This is a genomic window from Granulicella mallensis, from assembly GCF_014203225.1.
In the GTDB taxonomy this organism is placed as follows: Bacteria; Acidobacteriota; Terriglobia; order Terriglobales; family Acidobacteriaceae; genus Granulicella; species Granulicella mallensis_A.
Window position 1 is genome coordinate 25,098 of the sequence record NZ_JACHIO010000032.1, and the last position, 20,427, is coordinate 45,524.

The 20,427-nt window shown below is 60.0% G+C and carries 14 protein-coding genes; 10 read left to right on the top strand and 4 right to left on the bottom strand.

All coding sequences use genetic code 11. The annotated features are described in order from the left end of the window. The first annotated feature begins 21 nt into the window (after window positions 1-21). The 7 genes from rplA to HDF15_RS24330 all read left to right on the top strand — a co-directional run bounded on the left by rplA (window position 22) and on the right by HDF15_RS24330 (window position 12,753). Window positions 22-735, top strand: coding sequence for a 50S ribosomal protein L1 (gene rplA, locus HDF15_RS24300; protein WP_014264016.1), 714 nt, complete (start codon window positions 22-24; stop codon window positions 733-735). A gap of 88 nt (window positions 736-823) precedes the next feature. Next, window positions 824-1,543 (top strand): 50S ribosomal protein L10, encoded by a 720-nt coding sequence (rplJ, locus tag HDF15_RS24305; protein WP_184260648.1) that lies wholly within the window; start codon window positions 824-826, stop codon window positions 1,541-1,543. A 153-nt stretch (window positions 1,544-1,696) separates the two neighbouring features. Further along, window positions 1,697-2,071: a 50S ribosomal protein L7/L12 gene (gene rplL / locus HDF15_RS24310; protein ID WP_014264018.1), complete on the top strand. Its 375-nt coding sequence runs from the start codon at window positions 1,697-1,699 to the stop codon at window positions 2,069-2,071. A gap of 751 nt (window positions 2,072-2,822) precedes the next feature. Beyond that, complete coding sequence (gene rpoB / locus HDF15_RS24315) at window positions 2,823-7,319, top strand: DNA-directed RNA polymerase subunit beta (RefSeq protein ID WP_184260651.1); 4,497 nt, start codon at window positions 2,823-2,825, stop codon at window positions 7,317-7,319. 223 nt (window positions 7,320-7,542) lie between these two features. Next, a complete protein-coding gene (rpoC, locus tag HDF15_RS24320) occupies window positions 7,543-11,733 on the top strand; it encodes a DNA-directed RNA polymerase subunit beta' (protein WP_014264020.1) in 4,191 nt (1,396 codons plus the stop codon). 376 nt (window positions 11,734-12,109) lie between these two features. Continuing rightward, a complete protein-coding gene (locus HDF15_RS24325; protein WP_184260653.1) occupies window positions 12,110-12,367 on the top strand; it encodes a type II toxin-antitoxin system Phd/YefM family antitoxin in 258 nt (85 codons plus the stop codon). After that, window positions 12,364-12,753, top strand: a complete 390-nt coding sequence (locus HDF15_RS24330; RefSeq protein ID WP_184260656.1) for a type II toxin-antitoxin system VapC family toxin — start codon at window positions 12,364-12,366, stop codon at window positions 12,751-12,753. Before HDF15_RS24325 ends, HDF15_RS24330 begins: the two co-directional genes overlap by 4 nt. Before the next feature lie 287 nt (window positions 12,754-13,040). Here HDF15_RS24330 and HDF15_RS24335 read toward each other — a convergent pair whose 3' ends face one another. Next, complete coding sequence (locus HDF15_RS24335) at window positions 13,041-13,505, bottom strand: REP-associated tyrosine transposase (RefSeq protein WP_260331327.1); 465 nt, start codon at window positions 13,503-13,505, stop codon at window positions 13,041-13,043. A 235-nt stretch (window positions 13,506-13,740) separates the two neighbouring features. On the opposite strand from HDF15_RS24335, the gene HDF15_RS24340 reads away from it, so the two are divergent. Then, complete coding sequence (locus HDF15_RS24340) at window positions 13,741-14,481, top strand: SDR family oxidoreductase (RefSeq protein ID WP_184260659.1); 741 nt, start codon at window positions 13,741-13,743, stop codon at window positions 14,479-14,481. Between the two features lie 124 nt (window positions 14,482-14,605). Here the strand turns inward: HDF15_RS24340 and HDF15_RS24345 are convergent, their stop codons facing one another. Further along, window positions 14,606-15,094, bottom strand: coding sequence for a VOC family protein (locus HDF15_RS24345; RefSeq protein ID WP_184260663.1), 489 nt, complete (start codon window positions 15,092-15,094; stop codon window positions 14,606-14,608). Window positions 15,095-15,143: 49 nt separating this feature from the next. Then, entirely contained in the window at window positions 15,144-16,859 is a 1,716-nt protein-coding gene (xseA, locus tag HDF15_RS24350; RefSeq protein WP_260331328.1) for an exodeoxyribonuclease VII large subunit, read from the bottom strand. On the opposite strand from xseA, the gene HDF15_RS24355 reads away from it, so the two are divergent. Further along, the gene (locus tag HDF15_RS24355) at window positions 16,858-18,075 is read left to right on the top strand and encodes a potassium channel family protein (RefSeq protein ID WP_184260680.1); all 1,218 of its coding nucleotides are present in this window, start codon (window positions 16,858-16,860) and stop codon (window positions 18,073-18,075) included. The two genes, xseA and HDF15_RS24355, sit on opposite strands and share 2 nt — an antisense overlap. Before the next feature lie 176 nt (window positions 18,076-18,251). Here the strand turns inward: HDF15_RS24355 and HDF15_RS24360 are convergent, their stop codons facing one another. After that, window positions 18,252-18,995 (bottom strand): tetratricopeptide repeat protein, encoded by a 744-nt coding sequence (locus HDF15_RS24360; RefSeq protein WP_311733200.1) that lies wholly within the window; start codon window positions 18,993-18,995, stop codon window positions 18,252-18,254. A gap of 385 nt (window positions 18,996-19,380) precedes the next feature. Between HDF15_RS24360 and HDF15_RS24365 the strand changes: the two genes are divergently transcribed. Beyond that, on the top strand, window positions 19,381-20,130 hold the full coding sequence (locus tag HDF15_RS24365) for a GvpL/GvpF family gas vesicle protein (protein ID WP_184260670.1): 750 nt from the start codon (window positions 19,381-19,383) through the stop codon (window positions 20,128-20,130). Window positions 20,131-20,427 lie beyond the last annotated feature (297 nt).

Genomic DNA, 20,427 nt, shown 5'->3' on the forward strand with positions numbered 1-20,427 from the left:
GGGGTGGGAGACGAGGATTGAATGGCTAAGAAACTTTCCAAGAATTTGACGAAGGCGCGCGCCCTTGTTGAGCCGCGTCCGTACACCATTGGGGATGCGATTCCCCTGCTGCAGAAGGCCAAGTATGCGAAGTTCGACGAGACCGTCGACCTCACCATGCGCCTTGGTGTCGATACCCGCCACGCCGACCAGATGGTTCGCGGCACGGTGATCCTGCCCCACGGTCTGGGTGGTAAGAGCAAGGTTGTCGCGGTCATCGCTTCGGGCGAGAAGGTTCGCGAAGCTGAGGCTGCCGGCGCTGAGTTCTTCGGCGGCGAAGAGCTGGTCGAGAAGATCCAGAAGGAAAACTGGACGGACTTCGACGCCCTGATCGCTACGCCTGACATGATGCGTTCGGTCGGTCGTCTCGGTAAGGTGCTTGGCCCCCGCGGCCTGATGCCGAACCCCAAGACCGGTACGGTTACCACGGATGTTGCTGCTGCGATCCGCGAGATCAAGGCCGGTAAGGTTGAGTTTCGCGCCGATAAGACCGCGCTGGTGCATGTGCCCGTCGGCAAGCTCTCGTTCGATGTTCAGAAGCTGCAGGAGAATGCGCTGACGGTGATCAACTCGGTCGTCAAGGCGAAGCCTTCGGCTGCCAAGGGCAAGTACATCAAGCGCATCGTGCTCAGCTCCACCATGGGCCCCGGCATCGAGCTTGAAGCTGCTGTTGCCGAGGTTGCTACCAAGGCGTAGTTCTGATCCTCTAGATTTTCCCGCGCGCAGTTCGCGCAATAAGACTTGAGCCGGATTTACAGGCCGGCAGCGAAGGTTAGGTTTCCCCATGGCATTGACCAAGGCGAAGAAGAACGCAAAAGTAAAACAGCTGGCCACCGAGCTTGAAACCTCGACGTCAGCCATCATCGGCACCTTCAAGGGGCTCACGGCGTCGAAGGACTTCGAGCTCCGCAAGGTGATCCGCGCGGCGGGTGGTAACTACCACGTTGTCAAGAACAAGCTGGCGGCGAAGTCGGCCGAGGGCACCAAGGTTGAGGCTGCATTGCAGGGTCTCAAGGGTGTGTCCTCTGTTGCCTACACCTCCGGTGACCCGGTTGCGCTGGCAAAGGCGCTCTCGACCTGGGTAAAGGACAACGCAGAGTTCACCTTCAAGCTCGGCATCGTCGACGGTAAGGTGATCGACGTTGCCCAGATCGACTCGCTGGCAAAGCTTCCTGGCAAGGAAGAGCTCTTCTCGAAGCTCCTCTTCCTCATCCAGTCGCCCGCACAGCGCCTGGCTACGGTCATCAACGCCACCGGTCGCAATCTTGCTGTCGTGGTCAATATGGCCGCGGAGCAGGGCAAGTTTGGCGCACCGGCAGCGCCGGTAGCGGAAGCTGCACCGGTTGCAGAAGCTCCTGCAGCAGAAGCGCCAGTGGCCGAAGTTGCGGCAGCGCATGTTGAGGAGTCAGCGGCAGGCGAGCAGCCCTCGGGTGCGGAACAGCCTGAGAACGGCACGGCTTCACAGGCTGGCGAAGCTGCCAGCTCGGAAGCGGCCGAAGGCTAACAACTTTCGTCGCGATCTTCGACGGGTGCGCAGTCTGGGCGCAACGGAAACCTGAAGAGATTGCGGCAACTCGGGGCGGAAGTCGGTCCCGGGAGATGCAAATCAGCAGTAAAGACTTTAGTTGTAAGAATTTAGCAATAAACGGAGAGAATCATGGCGGACATTCAGCAGTTGGAAGATCAGATCGTTAGCCTCAGCCTGCTTGAGGCTTCAGAGTTGGTGAAGAAGCTCGAAGAGCGCCTCGGCGTTTCGGCAGCAGCAGCAGTGGCAGCAGCCCCCGCGGGCGGCGGCGCAGCAGCAGCGGCACCGGCAGAAGAGAAGACCGAGTTCACCGTCATCCTCAAGGATGCAGGCGCGAACAAGATCAACACCATCAAGGCTGTACGCGAAGTCACCGCTCTTGGCTTGAAGGAAGCCAAGGACCTGGTCGACGGCGCTCCCAAGCCCTTGAAGGAGAACATCTCGAAGGAAGACGCGGCTGCCATCGCCAAGAAGTTCGACGGCGTCGCGACTGTCGAGATCAAGTAACAGCTTTTCGACGAGCTTTGCGGACCTGTATTTTGGGGTTCGCAAAGCCTCGGCTTGCACGCCGGGGCAGATATGCGGTATCCTCATCGGTGGGGATATCCGTAGCTGCCTCGGTGCGCAGCATTTTTGCAAGCGGATCTCTAAAAATTTAGTTTCAGCCCATTTTTAGCAGTTTTCGTGCAATTACTAGCTATACACCGGTTCATCCTGGCAATGCGAAGCAGGTTATGGAGCCGGCCACCTTACGGTTCGAGCGGCGGGCCCGCAAGGTGAAACGTGTGACAAGCGGCAATCTCTTGAGGCCTCGGCCAGGTCTCAAAGGGCGGCGACAATCCACAGCAACTGTACTTATCCAGCACTCAGGAACGCATTTGCGCTCTCCGGGCACACTGCCCCGCAGGGCGTTTTCGTCATTTCTGGAACCCGTTAGTCCCCTGGCCCCATGTTTTCCGCTGAGGCTGGCGGTGCGTGTGGTTGTTTTGTAGCAGCTTTCCGCTTGTGGATTCTCAAGACGAATTCAGAACGGAAGCAACATCGAGTTTTCACCCCGCAGAATGCTTCGCTGGGGTTCGCAACATGCGCTAAAGGAGTGGCCGCTGCGAGGAGCGGCTGCACCGGAATAGGCGCACAAAGAGTCCAACGAGAGGGTGCGCTAAACAGCGCATTTTCTCCCTTCTGAACCGGTTGCCGGTCTGCCCTGTGCAGTGTCGGTGTCTTTTAGAGGGCCTCGAGCCAAGTAATAGGAGAGAGCATGTCGAATTCGACCACCAACGAAATGCGCGCGATCCGCAGCCGTCTCGACTTTTCCAAGATTCCAACCAGCATCCAGATTCCGAATCTCATCGAGGTTCAGCGCCGCAGCTATGAGCGCTTCCTCCAGATGGACAAGCTCCCCCAGGAGCGCGAGGACAACGGCCTCCAGTCTGTCTTTACCTCCGTGTTTCCCATCACCGACTTCCGCAATGTCTCTGAGCTCGAGTTCGTCGATTATTCCATCGGCAACTGGGAGTGCAAGTGCGGCTACCTCAAGGGTCTGAACCACCTGCGTACGGCCTGCACCAACTGCGGCCACATGGTCATCACCGACCCCTTCCACCCGGGCGATGTGCTCTGCAAGTTCTGCGGAACCTACAACAAGAACACCCCTGACTTCTGCACCAAGTGCGGCGATCCCGTCGGTCTGCAGCTGAAGTACGACCAGGCCGAGTGCGAAGAGCGCGGCATGACCTACTCGGCTCCACTGAAGGTCACCATCCGCCTGAAGATCTACGACAAGGACCCTGAGACGGGCGTCAAGAGCCTGCGCGACATGAAGGAGCAGGAAGTCTTCTTCGGCGACATCCCCCTGATGTCGGCGAACGGCACCTTCATCGTCAACGGTACCGAGCGCGTTATCGTCAGCCAGTTGCACCGTTCGCCCGGCGTCTTCTTTGAGACGGCGAACAACCGCACCTACTTCCTGGGCAAGATCATTCCGTACCGCGGTTCGTGGGTCGAGTTCGAGTACGACCAGAAGAACACCCTCTACGTCCGCATCGATCGTAAGCGCAAGTTCCTGGGCACCATCTTCCTTCGCGCGCTCGGTCTGCGTACGGACGAAGAGATCCTCAAGACCTTCTACACGGTCGACACCATCAACGTGAAGGACGGCAAGCTGTCGTGGACGGTTGGTGCGGAAGAGAAGCCGAGCCACCTCGTCGGCACTCGCTCGACTGTCGCCCTCACCGGTGCGGACGGTAAGGAACTCGTCTCCTCCGGCAAGAAGATCGGCGCCTCCGCGCTGAAGCATCTTCGCGCTGCTGGCGTCACCTCGGTTGAGGTTGAGACCAGCGAGTTCGACGGCGCCATGATCGCTGCCGATGTCATCGACATGGGCACCGGCGAGCTACTGTACGAAGCCAACGCCGAGCTCACCGCCGACAAGCTGCACAAGATTCTGCAGTCCGGCGTTGCCACGTTCGAGGTCTTCTTCCCCGAGCGCGACGATGTAGGCAACATCATCTCGAACACCCTTCGCCGCGACTCCGTGCGCAAGCCGGAAGAGGCGTTGATCGAGATCTACCGCAAGCTGCGTCCCGGCGACCCACCGACGCTCGACACCGCGACCGCGCTCTTCGAAGGCATGTTCTTCGATCCGCGCAAGTACGACTTCTCGCGCGTCGGCCGTCTCAAGTTCAACATCAAGCTGTATGAGGACCAGGACCCCAGCGGGCTCGACAAGCGCACGCTGACCCCTGAGGACTTCTACGGCACCATCCGTTACCTCCTCAAGCTGCGCAAGAACATCGGCGTAGTGGATGATATCGATCACCTTGGCAACCGTCGCGTCCGCGCGGTCGGTGAGCTCATGGAGAACCAGTTCCGTATCGGCCTGGTTCGCATGGAGCGCGCGATCAAGGAAAAGATGTCGGTCTACCAGGAGATGTCGACGGCGATGCCGCACGACCTCATCAACGCCAAGCCCGTCATGGCCGCGATCCGCGAGTTCTTCGGTTCCTCGCAGCTCTCGCAGTTCATGGATCAGACCAACCCTCTGTCCGAGATCACGCACAAGCGCCGCCTGTCGGCCCTTGGGCCTGGTGGTCTGTCCCGTGAGCGCGCCGGCTTCGAAGTCCGCGACGTTCACCCGACCCACTACGGCCGCATCTGCCCGATTGAGACGCCTGAAGGCCCGAACATCGGCCTGATCTCGTCGCTGTCGTGCTTTGCGCGCATCAACGAGTACGGCTTCATTGAGAGCCCGTACCGCCGCGTCAAGGATGGCCGCGTACTCGACTACGTCGCCGTCACCAACGCCGGTGAGTCCGGTCTGCGTCAGGGCGACTTCCTCGAGATCTCCGAGTCGATCAAGCAGAACAAGGAGCTCAAGAAGAACGGCAAGCGCACGATGGACCTGGAGCCCTTCAGCTTCTATCTGTCGGCGTGGGAAGAGGATCGCCATACGATCGCTCAGGCCAACATCGAACTCGATGCTGAACTGAACATCGTGGAGGACCTGGTCAACGCGCGTAAGCAGGGCAACTTCGTACTCGTGCCCAAGGCCGAGGTCGACTACGTCGACGTCTCGCCGAAGCAGCTCGTGTCGGTGGCCGCCTCGCTCGTTCCGTTCCTCGAGCATGACGATGCGAACCGCGCCCTGATGGGTGCGAACATGCAGCGCCAGTCCGTTCCGTTGCTCGTTGCCGAAGCTCCTTTCGTCGGCACCGGCATGGAAGGCGTTACCGCGCGCGACTCCGGCGCTGTGATCCTGGCCAAGCGTAACGGCATCATCGACTCGGTTGACTCCGAGCGCATCATCGTGCGCGTAGAAGGCGAGCACCACCCCACGCAGCTCTCGCGTGAGGTTGGCTCGGACATCTATCAGCTCACGAAGTTCAAGCGCTCCAACCAGAACACCTGCATCAACCAGAAGCCGATCGTTCGCAAGGGCGACCGCGTTCTCAAGGGTCAGGTGATCGCGGACGGTCCGTGCACGGAGCAGGGCGAGCTTGGTCTCGGCCGCAACGTTCTCGTGGCCTTCATGCCGTGGCGTGGTTACAACTTCGAGGACGCGATCCTCATCTCGGAAAAGCTGGTCCGCGAGGACTACTACACCTCGATCCACATCGAGGAGTTCGAGATCGAAGCGCGCGACACGAAGCTGGGGCCGGAAGAGATCACGCGTGATATCCCCAACGTCTCCGAGCACGCTCTGCGTGACTTGGACGAGTCGGGCATCATCCGCATCGGCGCCAAGATCGGCCATAACGACATCCTCGTCGGCAAGGTCACGCCCAAGGGCGAGACCCAGCTCACGCCGGAAGAGAAGCTGCTCCGCGCCATCTTCGGTGAAAAGGCCGGCGATGTTCGCGACGCTTCGCTGACGTGCCCTCCGGGTATCGAAGGCACGGTCGTTGACGTTCGCATCTTCTCGCGTAAGGGTCAGGAAAAGGACCAGCGCGCGTTGCAGATCGAACAGGAGATGGTCGAGAAGCTGGAGCGCAACCTCGCCGATGAGATTCGTATTCTCACCGACGAGCGCCTCAAGCGTCTCGAAGGCATCTTGGGCAGCAAGGAAGTTCTTGCCGACCTGCACGACGAGCGCACCAACAAGAAGCTGTTGAGCAAGGGCGACATTCTGACCCGCGACATCATCGAGCTGATCTCCACGCGCAACCTGAAGCGTATTCGCTACGCCGACAAGGACCCCCGCGTGAACGAGCAGATCGACGAGATCGAGGAGATGACCTCGCGCCAGATCGACGTGCTGCGCAAGATCACCAACGAGAAGATCGGCAAGATGCAGAAGGGCGATGAACTCTCGCCCGGTGTCATCAAGATGGTCAAGGTCTATATCGCGATGAAGCGCAAGCTTTCGGTCGGCGATAAGATGGCCGGACGCCACGGTAACAAGGGTGTTATCGCACGTATCCTCCCTGAGGAAGACATGCCGTACCTGCCCGATGGAACCCCGGTCGAGATCGTTCTGAATCCGCTCGGCGTGCCTTCGCGTATGAACGTCGGTCAGATTCTCGAAACGCACCTCGGATGGGCAGCACACGAGCTCGGCGCGAAGGTTGCCGCTCTCGCTGCGCAGCATCAGGAGGCCGGTGAAGTTCGCGAGATCTTCAAGGAAGCGTTCAAGAACACGGCAGCGCTCAACCAGCTTCTGACCCTCGACGACGAGCAGACCATGCGCGTTGCCGCCGGTATGAAGCGCGGTATCTGGTTCGGCACAGCAGTGTTCGACGGCGCACGCGAGACGGAGATCAAGGCGCTGCTCGCAGCGGCCGGTCTCCCCAGCTCCGGCAAGAGCATGATGTTTGACGGCATGACGGGCGATCAGTTCGAACAGCCCGTTACGGTCGGCTACATCTACATGCTCAAGCTGTCTCACCTTGTCGACGACAAGATCCACGCTCGCTCGATCGGGCCGTACTCGCTCATCACCCAGCAGCCGCTCGGTGGTAAGGCGCAGTTCGGCGGACAGCGCTTCGGTGAGATGGAAGTGTGGGCGCTTGAAGCTTATGGCGCCGCTTACATCCTGCAGGAGCTGCTCACCGCGAAGTCTGATGACGTCTATGGCCGTACCAAGATCTACGAGGCCATCGTCAAGGGTGAGGCCGCGATCGAACCGGGCGTGCCCGAGTCGTTCAACGTTCTCATCCGCGAGCTGCAGTCGCTTTGCCTCGATGTCGAGTTGGTCAAGAAGACCAGCACCGATGAATCAGAGGTCATCGCACTGCCTGAGCTTGCGGTCGCCGACTAGCTTCTATAAGTCACCGCCTTTGGCTGTCAGCTCCGAGCTTGTGTAACGGCAGGAGCTGGCAGCAAGGGCGCCAGTACTAAGTGATGAGCGCGGAACACGGCCTTCATCGCGAAAGCAATAGCAGCAGAAACAGCAGCGAAGCTCGCAACACAGGCTCTCAGTAGATTGAGAGTGAAGCGCAAAGTTGGTATCGAGCTAAGTACTGCATACGGAGAGAAAAAATATGTTCCGCTCCAGCCCTTTTGAACTAACCGGACCGATCACCGACTTCGACTCCATCAAGATCCAGCTCGCCAGCCCCGAGAAGATCCGCTCATGGTCGCACGGTGAAGTCACCAAGCCTGAAACCATCAACTACCGCACGTTCAAGCCCGAACGTGACGGCCTCTTCTGCGCGCGCATCTTTGGACCGATCACCGACTGGGAGTGCCTCTGCGGCAAGTACAAGCGCATGAAGCACCGCGGCGTGATCTGCGACAAGTGCGGCGTTGAAGTCACCCTGTCCAAGGTCCGCCGTGAGCGCCTCGGCCACATCGAGCTCGCCTCGCCCTGCTCGCACGTCTGGTTCTTCAAGGGCCTGCCGTCGCGTATCGGCCACCTGCTCGACATCTCGCTGCGTGAGCTCGAAGCCGTGCTGTACTTCGAGTCCTACGTTGTCGTCGATCCAGGCGACGCGCCCGTCAAGGAGCGCGAGGTCATCAAGGACGAGAACCGCTTCCGCGAGCTCGACCAGCAGTACCGCCCCTCCGGCTTCAAGGCCATGATGGGCGCTGAGGCGATCAAGGAACTGCTCAAGCGCGTCGAGATCACGGAACTCGCGATCGAACTGCGCGAGCGCATGAAGACCGAGACCTCGCTGCAGAAGAAGCTCAAGTATGCCAAGCGTCTCAAGGTCGTTGAGGCCTTCCGCCGCTCGGACAACAAGCCCCAGTGGATGATTCTCGACGTGATCCCCGTCATCCCGCCCGAGCTGCGCCCCCTGGTGCCGCTGGACGGTGGCCGCTTCGCGACCTCGGATCTCAACGATCTGTATCGCCGCGTGATCAACCGTAACAACCGCCTCAAGAAGCTCATGGATCTCCATGCGCCTGAGGTCATCGTGCGCAACGAAAAGCGCATGCTGCAGGAGGCCGTCGACGCTCTGTTCGATAACGGCCGCCGTGGCCGCGTGCTGCGTGGTGCGAACAACCGTCCGCTGAAGTCGCTCTCCGACACCCTCAAGGGCAAGCAGGGTCGCTTCCGTCAGAACCTGCTCGGCAAGCGCGTCGATTACTCGGGCCGTTCCGTAATCGTCGTTGGTCCAGAGCTCAAGCTGCACCAGTGCGGCTTGCCCAAGAAGATGGCGCTCGAGCTCTTCAAGCCGTTCATCTATCATCGTCTCGAACAGACGGGCCACTGCACGACCATCAAGCAAGCGAAGGAAATGGTTGAACAGCAGGACCCGATCGTTTGGGACATCCTCGAAGAGGTCATCAAGGATCACCCGGTCCTTCTGAACCGCGCACCGACCCTCCATCGTCTGGGTATCCAGGCGTTTGAGCCGGTGCTCGTCGAAGGCAAGGCGATCAAGATCCACCCGCTCGTCTGCACCGCCTTCAACGCGGACTTCGACGGCGATCAGATGGCCGTGCATATCCCGCTCTCGCCCGAAGCCCAGATTGAGGCCTCGGTCCTGATGCTGGCTTCGCACAACATTCTCTCGCCCGCCAGCGGTCAGCCGATCACGGTGCCGACGCAGGATCTCGTCCTCGGTCTCTACTACCTGACGAAGGCCAAGGTCGGCGCTCAGGGTGAAGGCCGCGTGTTCGCCAACATCGAAGAAGTGCTGATGGCCCTCGAAGCCAAGCAGGTTGAGACGCTGACGCCCATTCGTCTGCGCTACACCGGCCCTGTGCTCGACATGACCACCGCCTACGACGATCAGGACCTCACGCACACCGAGCCGGTCGAGTTCACCAGGCAGTTCATCAACACGACCGTCGGCCGCGCCATCCTGAACGACCGTCTGCCGGAGGGCATGCCCTACGTCAATGGCCTGCTCAAGAAGAAGGGCATCGGCCAACTGATCAACTACCTGTACCTGAACCTCGGTCTTGAGGTCACGGTGCATGCGCTGGATCGCATCAAGGAACTGGGCTTCCAGTACGCGACCAAGTCCGGCCTCTCGGTCGGTCTGGACGACATGGTTATCCCGGACTCGAAGTACACCGTTGTGCATGAGGCTGAGAAGCAGGTCATCGCGATGCAGCAGCAGTACCTCGACGGTTCGATCACCAACCTGGAGCGCTCGAACAAGGTCACGCAGATGTGGTCCGGCGTTACCGAGCGTGTTGCCGACGACATGTTCAACAACATGAAGCGGGCGGACAAGGAAGGAGCCATGAACCCGATCTACATCATGGCCGATTCCGGTGCTCGTGGTTCGAAGCAGCAGATTCGTCAGCTCTCCGGTATGCGCGGACTGATGGCTAAGCCCTCGGGCGAAATCATCGAGACCCCCATCACGGCGAACTTCCGTGAAGGCCTCACCGTGCTGCAGTACTTCATCTCGACGCACGGCGCTCGTAAGGGTCTGGCGGATACCGCGCTGAAGACGGCCGACTCGGGTTATCTCACGCGTCGTCTCGTCGACGTCGCGCAGGATGTCATCATCTCCGAGCTCGACTGCGGTACGGTCGAAGGCATCTACGTGATGCCGATCATCGAAGCCGGCGAGACCATCGAGCCGTTGCGCGACCGTATCATCGGCCGCGTCTCGCTCGAGCGCCTCAAGGACTTCGAGGGCAAGACCATCGTCGAGATCAATGAAGAGATCGATGAGGACAAGGCTTCCGCGGTTCAGGCAGCGGGTATCGAGCGCGTCAAGATTCGCTCGGTTCTCACCTGCGAGTCCAAGCGCGGCTGCTGCATCCTCTGCTACGGCCGTAACCTCGGCTCGGGCAAGATGGTCGAGATGGGCGAAGCCGTCGGTGTTATCGCGGCGCAGTCCATCGGCGAGCCTGGTACTCAGCTCACCATGCGTACCTTCCACATCGGCGGAACAGCGTCGCGTGTGCAGGATGCTTCGCACCTCGAAGCCAAGAACGCCGGTAAGGTCCACTTCATCAACCTCGTCACTGTCCGTTCCAAGGACGGCGGCCTGGTAGCGTTCAACCGTAACGGTTCGATCGCGATCATCGATGAGAAGGGCCGTGAGAAGGAGCGCTACGCGATCGTCTACGGCGCGAAGCTGAAGGTCGAAGACGGAACGCAGGTCAAGCTCGGCGACGTCATCGGCGAATGGGACCCCTACACGTTCTCCATCCTCACGGAGATCGCCGGCACGGTCCAGTTCAAGGACCTGCAGGAAGGTGTCACGCTGAACGAAGAGATCGACGAAGTTACCGGGCTCTCGCGCCTGGTGGTCGGCGACTCCTCGGACGAAAAGCGCCAACCCGCGATCATCATCAAGTCCGCGAAGGGCAACAAGCGTTACCTGATGCCCTCACGCGCCCACTTGATGCTGCAGGACGGCGATGAAGTCACCCCGGGTGACATCCTCGCGAAGATCCCGCGTGAAACGACTCGTACGAAGGACATCACGGGCGGTCTGCCGCGCGTGGTCGAACTCTTCGAGGCCCGCAAGCCCCGCGATCCGGCGATCATCTCCAAGATCGACGGTGTGGTTCGCTTCGGCGATGTTTCCAAGGGTCAGCGCAAGGTCTACGTCACGGCGGACAACGGCCAGGAAGAGGAGTACAGCGTTCCTCGCGGTGTCTACGTCAACGTGCAGGAAGGTGAACGCCTGCGCGCCGGCGACGCTCTGATCGACGGCCCCCGCAACCCGCACGACATCCTCGAGGTGTTGGGCGAGCGCGAGCTGCAGCAGTATCTCGTCAACGAGATCCAGGAAGTCTATCGTCTGCAGGGCGTGTCCATCTCGGACAAGCACATCGAGACGATCGTCCGCCAGATGCTGCGCTGGGTCAAGATCGAAGAGGTTGGCGACAGCAACTTCCTTCTGGAACAGCAGATCGACCGCTTCCGCTTCAACGCCGAGAATCAGCGCGTGCTGATGGAGGGTGGCCGTCCGGCCATCGGCCGTCCGCTGCTGCTGGGCATCACGAAGGCGTCGCTCTCGACCGATAGCTTCATCTCGGCCGCGAGCTTCCAGGAGACCACCCGCGTCCTCACCGAAGCCAGCATCAACGGCTCGGTAGACACGCTGCGCGGCCTCAAGGAAAACGTCATCGTCGGTCGCTTGATCCCCGCCGGTACGGGTATGGCGTACTACCGCAACGTTCAGCTCTCTCCGGAGCTGGAAGAAGCGGCAGCCCAGGTCCAGCAGGAAGTTACTGCGGCGATCGAAGCCGAAGAGCGCGAGCTCGAGCAGATGCGCATGGAAGGCGAACAGGAAGAACTGGCCGCCGAATAGGACTACGCGTCCAGCAAGACGCGCTACGCGTAAAAGCAACAAAGAAGGGCGGACTCGAAAGAGTCCGCCCTTCTTTGTTAAGGACGAAACCGACTACGGGTGCCCCATCCTCGACGCGCGGCCTTATGCGCGGCAGGGTGGGGTATCGTTCGTGGTAGCGAACGACCGCTCTCCTCTATTCGGGCACGGTCGCCGCTACAAGCTAAAGGCAGTCGTGCTTTGCACGATACCCCCGACGCAGAGCGCGCTTCGAAGATCTGTGGGATTCGCTTAGCGTCTATACCCCACCCTGCCGCGCATAAAGCCGCGCGTCGAGGATGGGGATGGGGCACCCGTCAGACTTGCATTAGCTATGCACCCTAGCTAAGATTCCCTCATGGAAGTCAACGTCCATCACGCCAAGACCCACCTTTCCAAGCTCATCTCGGCAGCCGAGAGCGGGGAAGAGGTCATCATCGCGCGTAATGGTGCTCCTGCCGTCAAGTTGGTTCCTGTTCATGCGGCGGCGAAGAGGTCCAGAAAGCAGATGTGGGGAGCAGGCATCGGAAAAATCTGGATTGCCTCTGACTTTGACTCGAAGGAGACCAACGACGAGATCGCTGACCTCTTCGAGAACACGAAGGACTTCGAGTGAGAGTTCTGGTCGACGGTCACGCCTTTGTCTGGGCGCTTCTGCAAGACCCCAGAGTCTCGAAGAAAGCGCGCAGCATCCTGTTTTCAGAAGAGCATGAACTCTTCTTCTCTTTGGCGACCCTTTGGGAGCTCAGCCTGAAGATCCGGCTGGGCAAACTCCGCAACCTCACCTCGTCCATCGCCTATCTAAATGATGACTTGGCAGAGTATCGGATCACCGTGCTTCCTGTTACCTATCAGGACATCCTCACGGTCGAACATCTCGAGTATCACCATCGAGACCCGTTCGACCGCGTCCTCATCGCACAGGCCATCAATAACAACCTGACGTTGCTCACCAACGACGCCAACATCAAGCTCTACTCGAATGTAACGACCCTCTGGTAGACCACAGCGGGTGCCCCATCCTCGACGCGTGGCTTTATGCGCGGCAGGGTGGGGTATCGTTCGTGGTAGCGAACGACCGCTCTCCCTCTATTAGGGCACGATCGCCGCTACGAGCCAAAGGCGGTCGTGCTTCGCACGATACCCCCGACGCAGAGCGCGCTTCGAAGATCTGTGGGATTCGCTTAGCGTCTATACTCCACCCTGCCGCGCATAAAGCCGCGCGTCGAGGATGGGGCACCCGGTTTGGCGGATGGGTTCGCGTTTCCGTGAGCCTCAGGTGATATGGATTAGGGACGAGCTAAGGTTACAGGCCCGGGTTCCAGATATCTATAGGATCGAAAGCTGCTCCATAGCCATTCATCAGGCTCTTTTACGAGCCCATCTCTTACGGGGTTTCGGTGGATGTACTTCAACTTCTCTATCCTCTTTGCTTCTGTCCGCACGTTGAAGTCGTAGTATCGCGTCTCCCACACGTCCTCTTCGGGGCGAGTCTTTGAGAACCGCTGCTTCAGAATCTGCATCGCCACAGACAGTGGAGCTTTGTCTGGTTCTGCGACCAGCATATGAACATGGGTCGGCATGACGACGTAGCCGAAGACGTTCATGTCGTAGATCTCGCGTGTTCGTTCGAGCAACCTGAGAAAGATGTCCCGAGCCTCTGGTGTGCCGAGGATTGGGCGATGGCGAACGCAACTGACAGTGATGTGGTGTAAATCGCCGGCTTGTTGGTAGCGTCTCAAACCTGTTGGCATAGGAAAGAGTGTAGCCGAGGAGATAACGCGACCGCCCTTGTTTTATCGCGATTCGTTTCGCAATAAAACTCTGGGGCACGGTATCCTCACAGCCCTTCATTCAGGGCAAATGATGGAAGATGGCATTTCATCACAGCACATGACCGACGCAAAGCAAAAACAGTAAACATCGGATTCCCCCTGATTTCGACATAATGCGACAAATCGGGATGGCTCGAGGGTCTATCCTTCTGTCATGTCTCGTACAGCACTTGTTACCGGAGCCTCTCGCGGTCTTGGAGCCGCGATGGCTGTGTCTCTTGCAGAAGCTGGCCATGGCGTCGCGGTGAACTACTTCGCTAATGCTGCTCGTGCACAGCAACTCTGCGAGGAACTGCACGCGCGTGGCTTTCAAGCCCAGGCCTTCCACGCCGATGTTCGCGAAGAGGACGATGTTGTCCGCCTAGTACGTGAGGTCGAGTCGGCGCTGGGGCCTATCGATATCGCCGTCGTCAACGCGACAGGGCATCAGCCGATGCTCTCCATCGAGCAGCAGACCTGGCGCGCGTATCTCGATCAGCTTGAGTTCTTCGTGAAGTCTCCGCTGTTGATCGCGCAGGCAGTACTGCCCGGGATGAAGCAGCGCGGCTTTGGCCGGATTATCCAGATCGGCAGTGAGGTCGTGGAACTCGGTAATCCGTGTTTTGCCAATTATGTTGCTGCCAAGGGCGCACAGCTTGGCCAGACGCGCTCGTGGGCGCGCGAACTGGCTCCTGCCGGAATCACGGTCAACCTGGTCGCTCCCGGATGGATTCCCACGGAACGCGCCCTCGATGCCACCGAAGAAGAAAAACAAGCCTATACGCAGCGTGTGCCGATGCTTCGCATGGGAGTGCCGGAAGAGGTCGGCCGAGTCGTTGCCTTTCTTGCAAGCGATGCCTCGGCTTTTATTACCGGGCAGAAGATCTCCGTGAATGGCGGCAATACGCTCGAATAAGCTGGGCTACGATTACTTCGCAACAAGAGCCGCCGCGAACGCCGCGTTGATTAGCTTCGCCAATCGCAAACGACCTTGCTCCAGCCGCTGGTTCACGGTTGCGAATGTTCACCTAGCGTCGCTCTCAGGTTGCAGCTGTCTCCAGCAGTCCTTGCAGATCAAGTTGCCGCGAATACATCGCGAGTTTATCGTTGACATCCTTCGGCCACTCACTGCGCGGGCGATCCCAGTAGAGTTCAACTCCGTTGTTGTCGGGATCGCGAAGATAGAGCGCTTCGCTGACACCGTGATCGGCGGTCCCGTCGAGAGGGATCCTGGCTGCGATCAACCTCTGTAGAGCATTGCCCAGTTCGCGCCGTGTGGGATACAGAATCGCCAGATGATAGAGCCCGGTCGTTCCCAAAGGAGGAGCGGAGCCGCCGAGGCTCTCCCAGGTATTCAGGCCGATGTGGTGGTGATATCCGCCCGCGGACAGAAACGCAGCGGAGCTTCCCATACGCTGCATTACCTCGAAGCCAAGTACACCATGGTAGAAGGCGAGGGAGCGCTCAAGGTCGGCAACGCGCAGATGCACATGACCGATGCGGGTTTCGGGATGGATGGTTTCGCTCATACAGGAGTGGATGCCTGGGAGAGGGAAAAGAAGCTGGGTAGGTTAGGGGTTATTCTTTGCCGGTGACCCGGGCCCGAAGGCTGCCGTCCGCGAGCCGAGCGACGATAGTGTCATAGGCCACGACATTTGCTGTAGAGCGCAGCAGCTTGCCATCTGGCCCGTACACCAGCGCATAGCCGCGTTCCAGCACGCGTAGCGGACTAAGCGCTTCCAGTCGCGATACACAGCGTTCTACCCGTTGGTTTCGCCTCATGGTCGCGGTCGAGCCAACGTTCTGCAGACGTACCTGCAACCGCTCCAGGCGGCGTTTATCTTCGGCGAGACGCAACGCGACATCCTGCCGCTGCAATCGAGTCGTAAGCCGTGCAAGTCGGTCCTCCTGCGACCGCAGGGTGCGGGCTGCCGCAGATTCCGCGCGAAAGCTGAGTTCGTCCAGGCGCTGCTCGCGCCGTCCCAGGGCATCGCGCAAGCGACGCAGAGCAGACTCCGCACTCAGGCGAGAGAATCGCTGCCGCGCGCGCAGGATCTCGTAGTTGCCTGCACGAAAGACGCGTGAATGCAGCCGTTCCACACGCTCTTCGATGCGATACTGCGCAGCGGTCACCAGTTCCGCTGCTGCCGAAGGGGTTGGAGCGCAGACGTCCGCCGCCGCGTCGGCGATGGTCGTGTCGGTCGCATGGCCGATGCCTGCGATGACAGGGATCGCGCAGGCCGCAATCGCACGGGCCACGCCTTCGTCGTCAAAGCCGTGCAGGTCTTCCCAGCTTCCGCCGCCCCGCGCAACGATCAGGACATCTGCTAGCTGAGGATGGGCGCTGAACCACTCCACTCCGGCGATGACCTCCTCCGCGCAGCGCGGTCCTTGCACTGCCGCCGGATAGATCAGCAGGTTTACTGCCGCATGGCGGCGACGGCAGACCTTTACGATGTCGCGCAGCGCGGCTCCCTGCAGGCTGGTGACGACGCCGATGCACTTGGGGAACGCCGGCAGTGGGCGCTCGTTATCGAAGAGGCCTTCGCGGCGCAGGCGCTCTTTGAGGCGTTGTACGGCGGCGAGCAGGGCTCCCTGGCCGACCTCTTCCATCGCCTCGGCGATGAGCTGCATCTGGCCGCGGCTCTCGTAGACGCTGACCTGTCCGTGCAGCCGGACGGCATCGCCGTCCTTGGGGCGGAAGCGCAAGAGGGACGCCTGACGGCGGAACATCACGACGGAGAGCTGCGCGTTGCCGTCCTTCAGGGTGAAGTAGCAGTGTCCGCTGGCGGCGGGCCTCCAGTTGGAGATCTCGCCATCTACCGTGATCTGCCCATAGCTGCGTTCGACGAGTCCCCGCACCTCGCGCACGAGGTCGCCGACGGTCCAGACGCGGGCCTCGGCCTGCGGGGCGCTGGGGGTTGGTAGCAGTTCAGGGCGTGCTATTCGGATCGTTGTGTTCAGGCTGCGGGACTGTTCGGCTATGACGTCCGCTGCCGTTACAGCTTGTTCCTGCTGCGGTTCGGTCGTTTCGTCTGGGACGTCGTTGAATGCTGGTAGCGTGTCGAACAGCGAGAGGGCTTGTTCAGGCTGCGGGGCCTTCGCGCGAGCGGGGCGGCGGCCGGCGCCGCGGCGCAGACTGGCAAAGCTCGGCATGTCGTCGGAATCGGACATCGTGAAGATGAGTTTACTCCGCCAGGCGAGAGCGCTCACTTGTGGAGAGCGCGATGAAAACCGATAAAGTTTCGTAATCCCTTTGCCGTCATGCGCTGGAGCCGTTAGAGTGAAATCCATGCACCCCACCGCAATTGTCTTCGGCTGCCTGTTTCTGGCTGGCGTCCTGCTGGATGCCTTCCAGACCATCATCCTGCCGCGTCGTCCGGTGGGCCGTTTCCGTATCACGAGTCTCTTTATCGTCCTCACCTGGCGCCCCTGGGAATACCTGATCGAACACTTTGCCTCGCGCCGGAATCGCGATCAGCTTTACAGCTTCTACGGCCCGCTTTCGCTGCTGATGCTGTTCGTCGTCTGGGCGTTGCTGCTCGTGACGGCTTACATGTTGATCTACTTCGGCCTGCATGTGCCGTTCTCCGATCCTACCCACCCGGTCACGGCCTTTGAGCATCTGCGCAGTTGTTTCTATGTCAGCGGAACGACCCTGTTTACCCTGGGTCTCGGCGATGTTCAACCCGCAACGCATGTCGCCCGGATGCTGATCGTGCTCGAATCCGGAACAGGTCTCGGCTTCGTGGCGTTGGTCATCGGCTATGTGCCGGTGCTGTATACCGCGTTTTCGCAGCGTGAGATCGCGGTTGCCCTGCTGGACGCACGGGCTGGTTCGCCTCCCGCCGCCGGAGAGTTATTGCAGCGGCACAACTTCAGCGGTGGGCACCACGCGCTCACGCTTTTGCTCGCCGACTGGGAGCGTTGGTGTGCGGAGATACTCGAGACGCATATCTCGTACCCAATCCTTTGCTACTACCGGTCGCAGCATGACAATCAAAGCTGGTTGTCCGCGCTGACGGCTGTGCTCGATACCTGCGCCCTGTTGATCACTACGATCGAAGGCCCCAGCACGCGCCAGGCGCAGCTCACCTTCGCTATCGGACGGCATGCGCTGGTCGATCTCGGGCACGTCTTTCACCTGGAGAAGAATGAGCAGCGCTATCGCGAGGCTCCCCCGGTGCGTCTGCACGATGACGAGTTTGCGCGCCTCTGCGAGATGCTCGCCGGAGCCGGTTTCTCGCTCTGCGGGGACGTCGAGTCTCATGAGCGGCTCAGCGCGATTCGCAAGCTTTACGAGCCTCATGCCTGCGCGATGGCAGACTACCTCCATCTACAGCTTCCGCTCTGGGCACCACCGCCACCTGATCCTCTGCGTAAGCGCGATGGATGGACGATGGTAGCCAGCCTCCGCACACCCTCAGCCCTCGCAGACCGCCTGGCAACGCATGTCAGTGTGCGCTCGACAGCGTCGCATTTGCACGACAATGAGTCGCATCCGTTGTAGGAGCAGGAAACAGGAAGTAGGAAACAGCTAAAGGGGCTATCTTCGGGTGGCCCCTCTAGCTTGCTTATGACGGGAAGAAAAGGCAGACGTTTGCGGTGTTACCCAGACGGCAAAGGCCGCCCGAAGGCGGCCTCTGCTTTTAGCTGTTTCCTGTTTCCTAATCCCTGTTTCCTGCTTTACTGCGGTCCACTTGGCTGAGGGTTCAGCTTCTCAGCGGCGAGTGCGCCGGCGGGGCCAGGATTGCCCTTGGCGTCCTTGTCTTTGTCCTTCAGCTTGGCGTAGATCTCTTTTGCCTTATCGGCCTTGCCTTCGGCGCTGTACAGCTCGGCCAGCTGGATCTGGGCGAGGCCCGGAGGGACAGTAGAAGCCTTGCCGTTCGAAAGCTCGTTGTAGAGGTCGACAGCCTGGGCATCGCGGTTGGTCTGCTCATAGATCTGTGCGAGCGACATCTTCGCAAGAGCGGCGAGGTCGTGGTTCCAGCTTCCGGCAACCTTCTTGAAGGTGTCTTCAGCGGGACCGTTCTGGCCCTCTTCCATGTAGGTCAGGCCGGAGAAGTAGAGCGCGAGCTTGCCGGACTCTGTCAGGCCGTAGTGCTGGGCAACGCTCTGGAACTGGGCGTTGGCAGCGGCTGCGCGCTCACTGATCGAGGCATAGCTCTTGGTGCCTGGAGGCAAGGGCTGGCCGGGCATGGCCACGGGGGTCTGATAGGTCTGCATGGCATCGCCGAAGGCCGTAGCGGCTGCCGTCGAGTGATGCTGGAACAGGACATAACCGCCGACGATGGCAAGGATCACCACTACGGCTGCAACGCCAGCGCCGATGGCTGTCTGACGATTGTTCTTGGCCCACTCGGCGCCGTGCTCGGTGAGGGTAATGAACTGGTCTGGCTGCTTCAATTCACGCTTGGTCGCGTTATCCACTTGAATTCCGTCCTTCGAAACATCTGCAAGAGATCGCGGGCCCACCGTCCACGCATCCATCCAGTCTAGCAGTTCGCGGAGCCTGGAGCCCCAAATTGGCGCAAAAGTAGGAAAACAGGGGAGGATAGGCGTTTGCTGCCGGCCGGGTGCTATTGACACATTCGTTAATAAGTTTTTTATTCCCTGGGTAACCGTTTTCCCGCTCTTGCCAATCGTATGAATGAGGGCATAGTATCTGCTCGCAATCGGTTCAGTGCACAATTCCCAGGGCACGCGCCAGGTTGCGCTCGTTCATATGCTTTTTGCTGTTTTGACGTTTGAAAACAACAAATTACCTGACAGGGCACTTGACCCCCTCAGCGTTTTCAGGAGCGACATAAATTTTATGGCATGGTATGCCTACTGCATCGCCGAACGTAGTGCGTTTCCCGAACTGGCACGTCATCGCCGTCCGACCCCATTGACTGGAACTACCGGTCTTTTTGGAAACCAAACCTTCCTTTTCCCAGCAGCCGATCTTGCGGTCGTCGTCTCCGAGCATCAGCCCGAAGACGCTGCTCGCATGGTGGGGGCCGATGCCCAGTTGGCGGCCCGCGACCACTGTCGTGTGATCTCCAGTTGTTTCGCCAAATCCACGGTTCTGCCGTTCCGGTTTGGAACCACGTTTGAGGATGACGACGCCCTGCGCCGCTCCGTCCGCTCCAATCAGCGGCATTTCCTGGCTAACGTCGAGCGTCTGCGCGGCAAGGCCGAGATGCACATCAAGCTCCTGGTGGACGATATCTGTCCGGAGACCAAGGGTATGGGGCATCAGCCTGCGACGGTCGGCCAGCAGTACCTGTCGCACCTGCGCGAGTCGGCGAGCCGCCAGCGCGAGCGTCAGTCGCGCGCACGGGCGCTCTCGGTGCAGATGCACCGCATGTTCCTCCCGCTCGCCGAAGAGGTCACCTGCAAGCGCATGGACTCGGGCAAGATGCTGCTGGACATCGCGCACCTGGTGGACAAGAAGACCGTGGAGCGCTATCAGAACAAGTACAGCACCGCTACGCAGCAGATGAAGGACTGCAACATGCAACTCTCAGGCCCCTGGCCGCCGTATCACTTTGTGCATCGCGATCAGCGGACGAACGCGTAGGCTACGGTTCGACGTATAAGCAAAGGCCCCAGCGATGCTGGGGCCTTTGCTTTTCGTCGTTGAACTGTAGGCGTGGCATCCTGATTCTGAGGTCGAGTGCCGACCTGTTTCGCCGGGACAGAAGAAAGCAATTCAGTCGTTACGGCTACGCCTCCACTTCGGCCTTCGGCAGAGCGGTGCGGGCCTTTGGCCCGGCGTTTCCGGCATGGCTGAAGCCATGCCCTTGTATCTTGCGATGTGAGGCGTAACGATGGGTTACGTTTTGGCGGAGAGGCCGTCATGCCCTGAGGCCAGCGA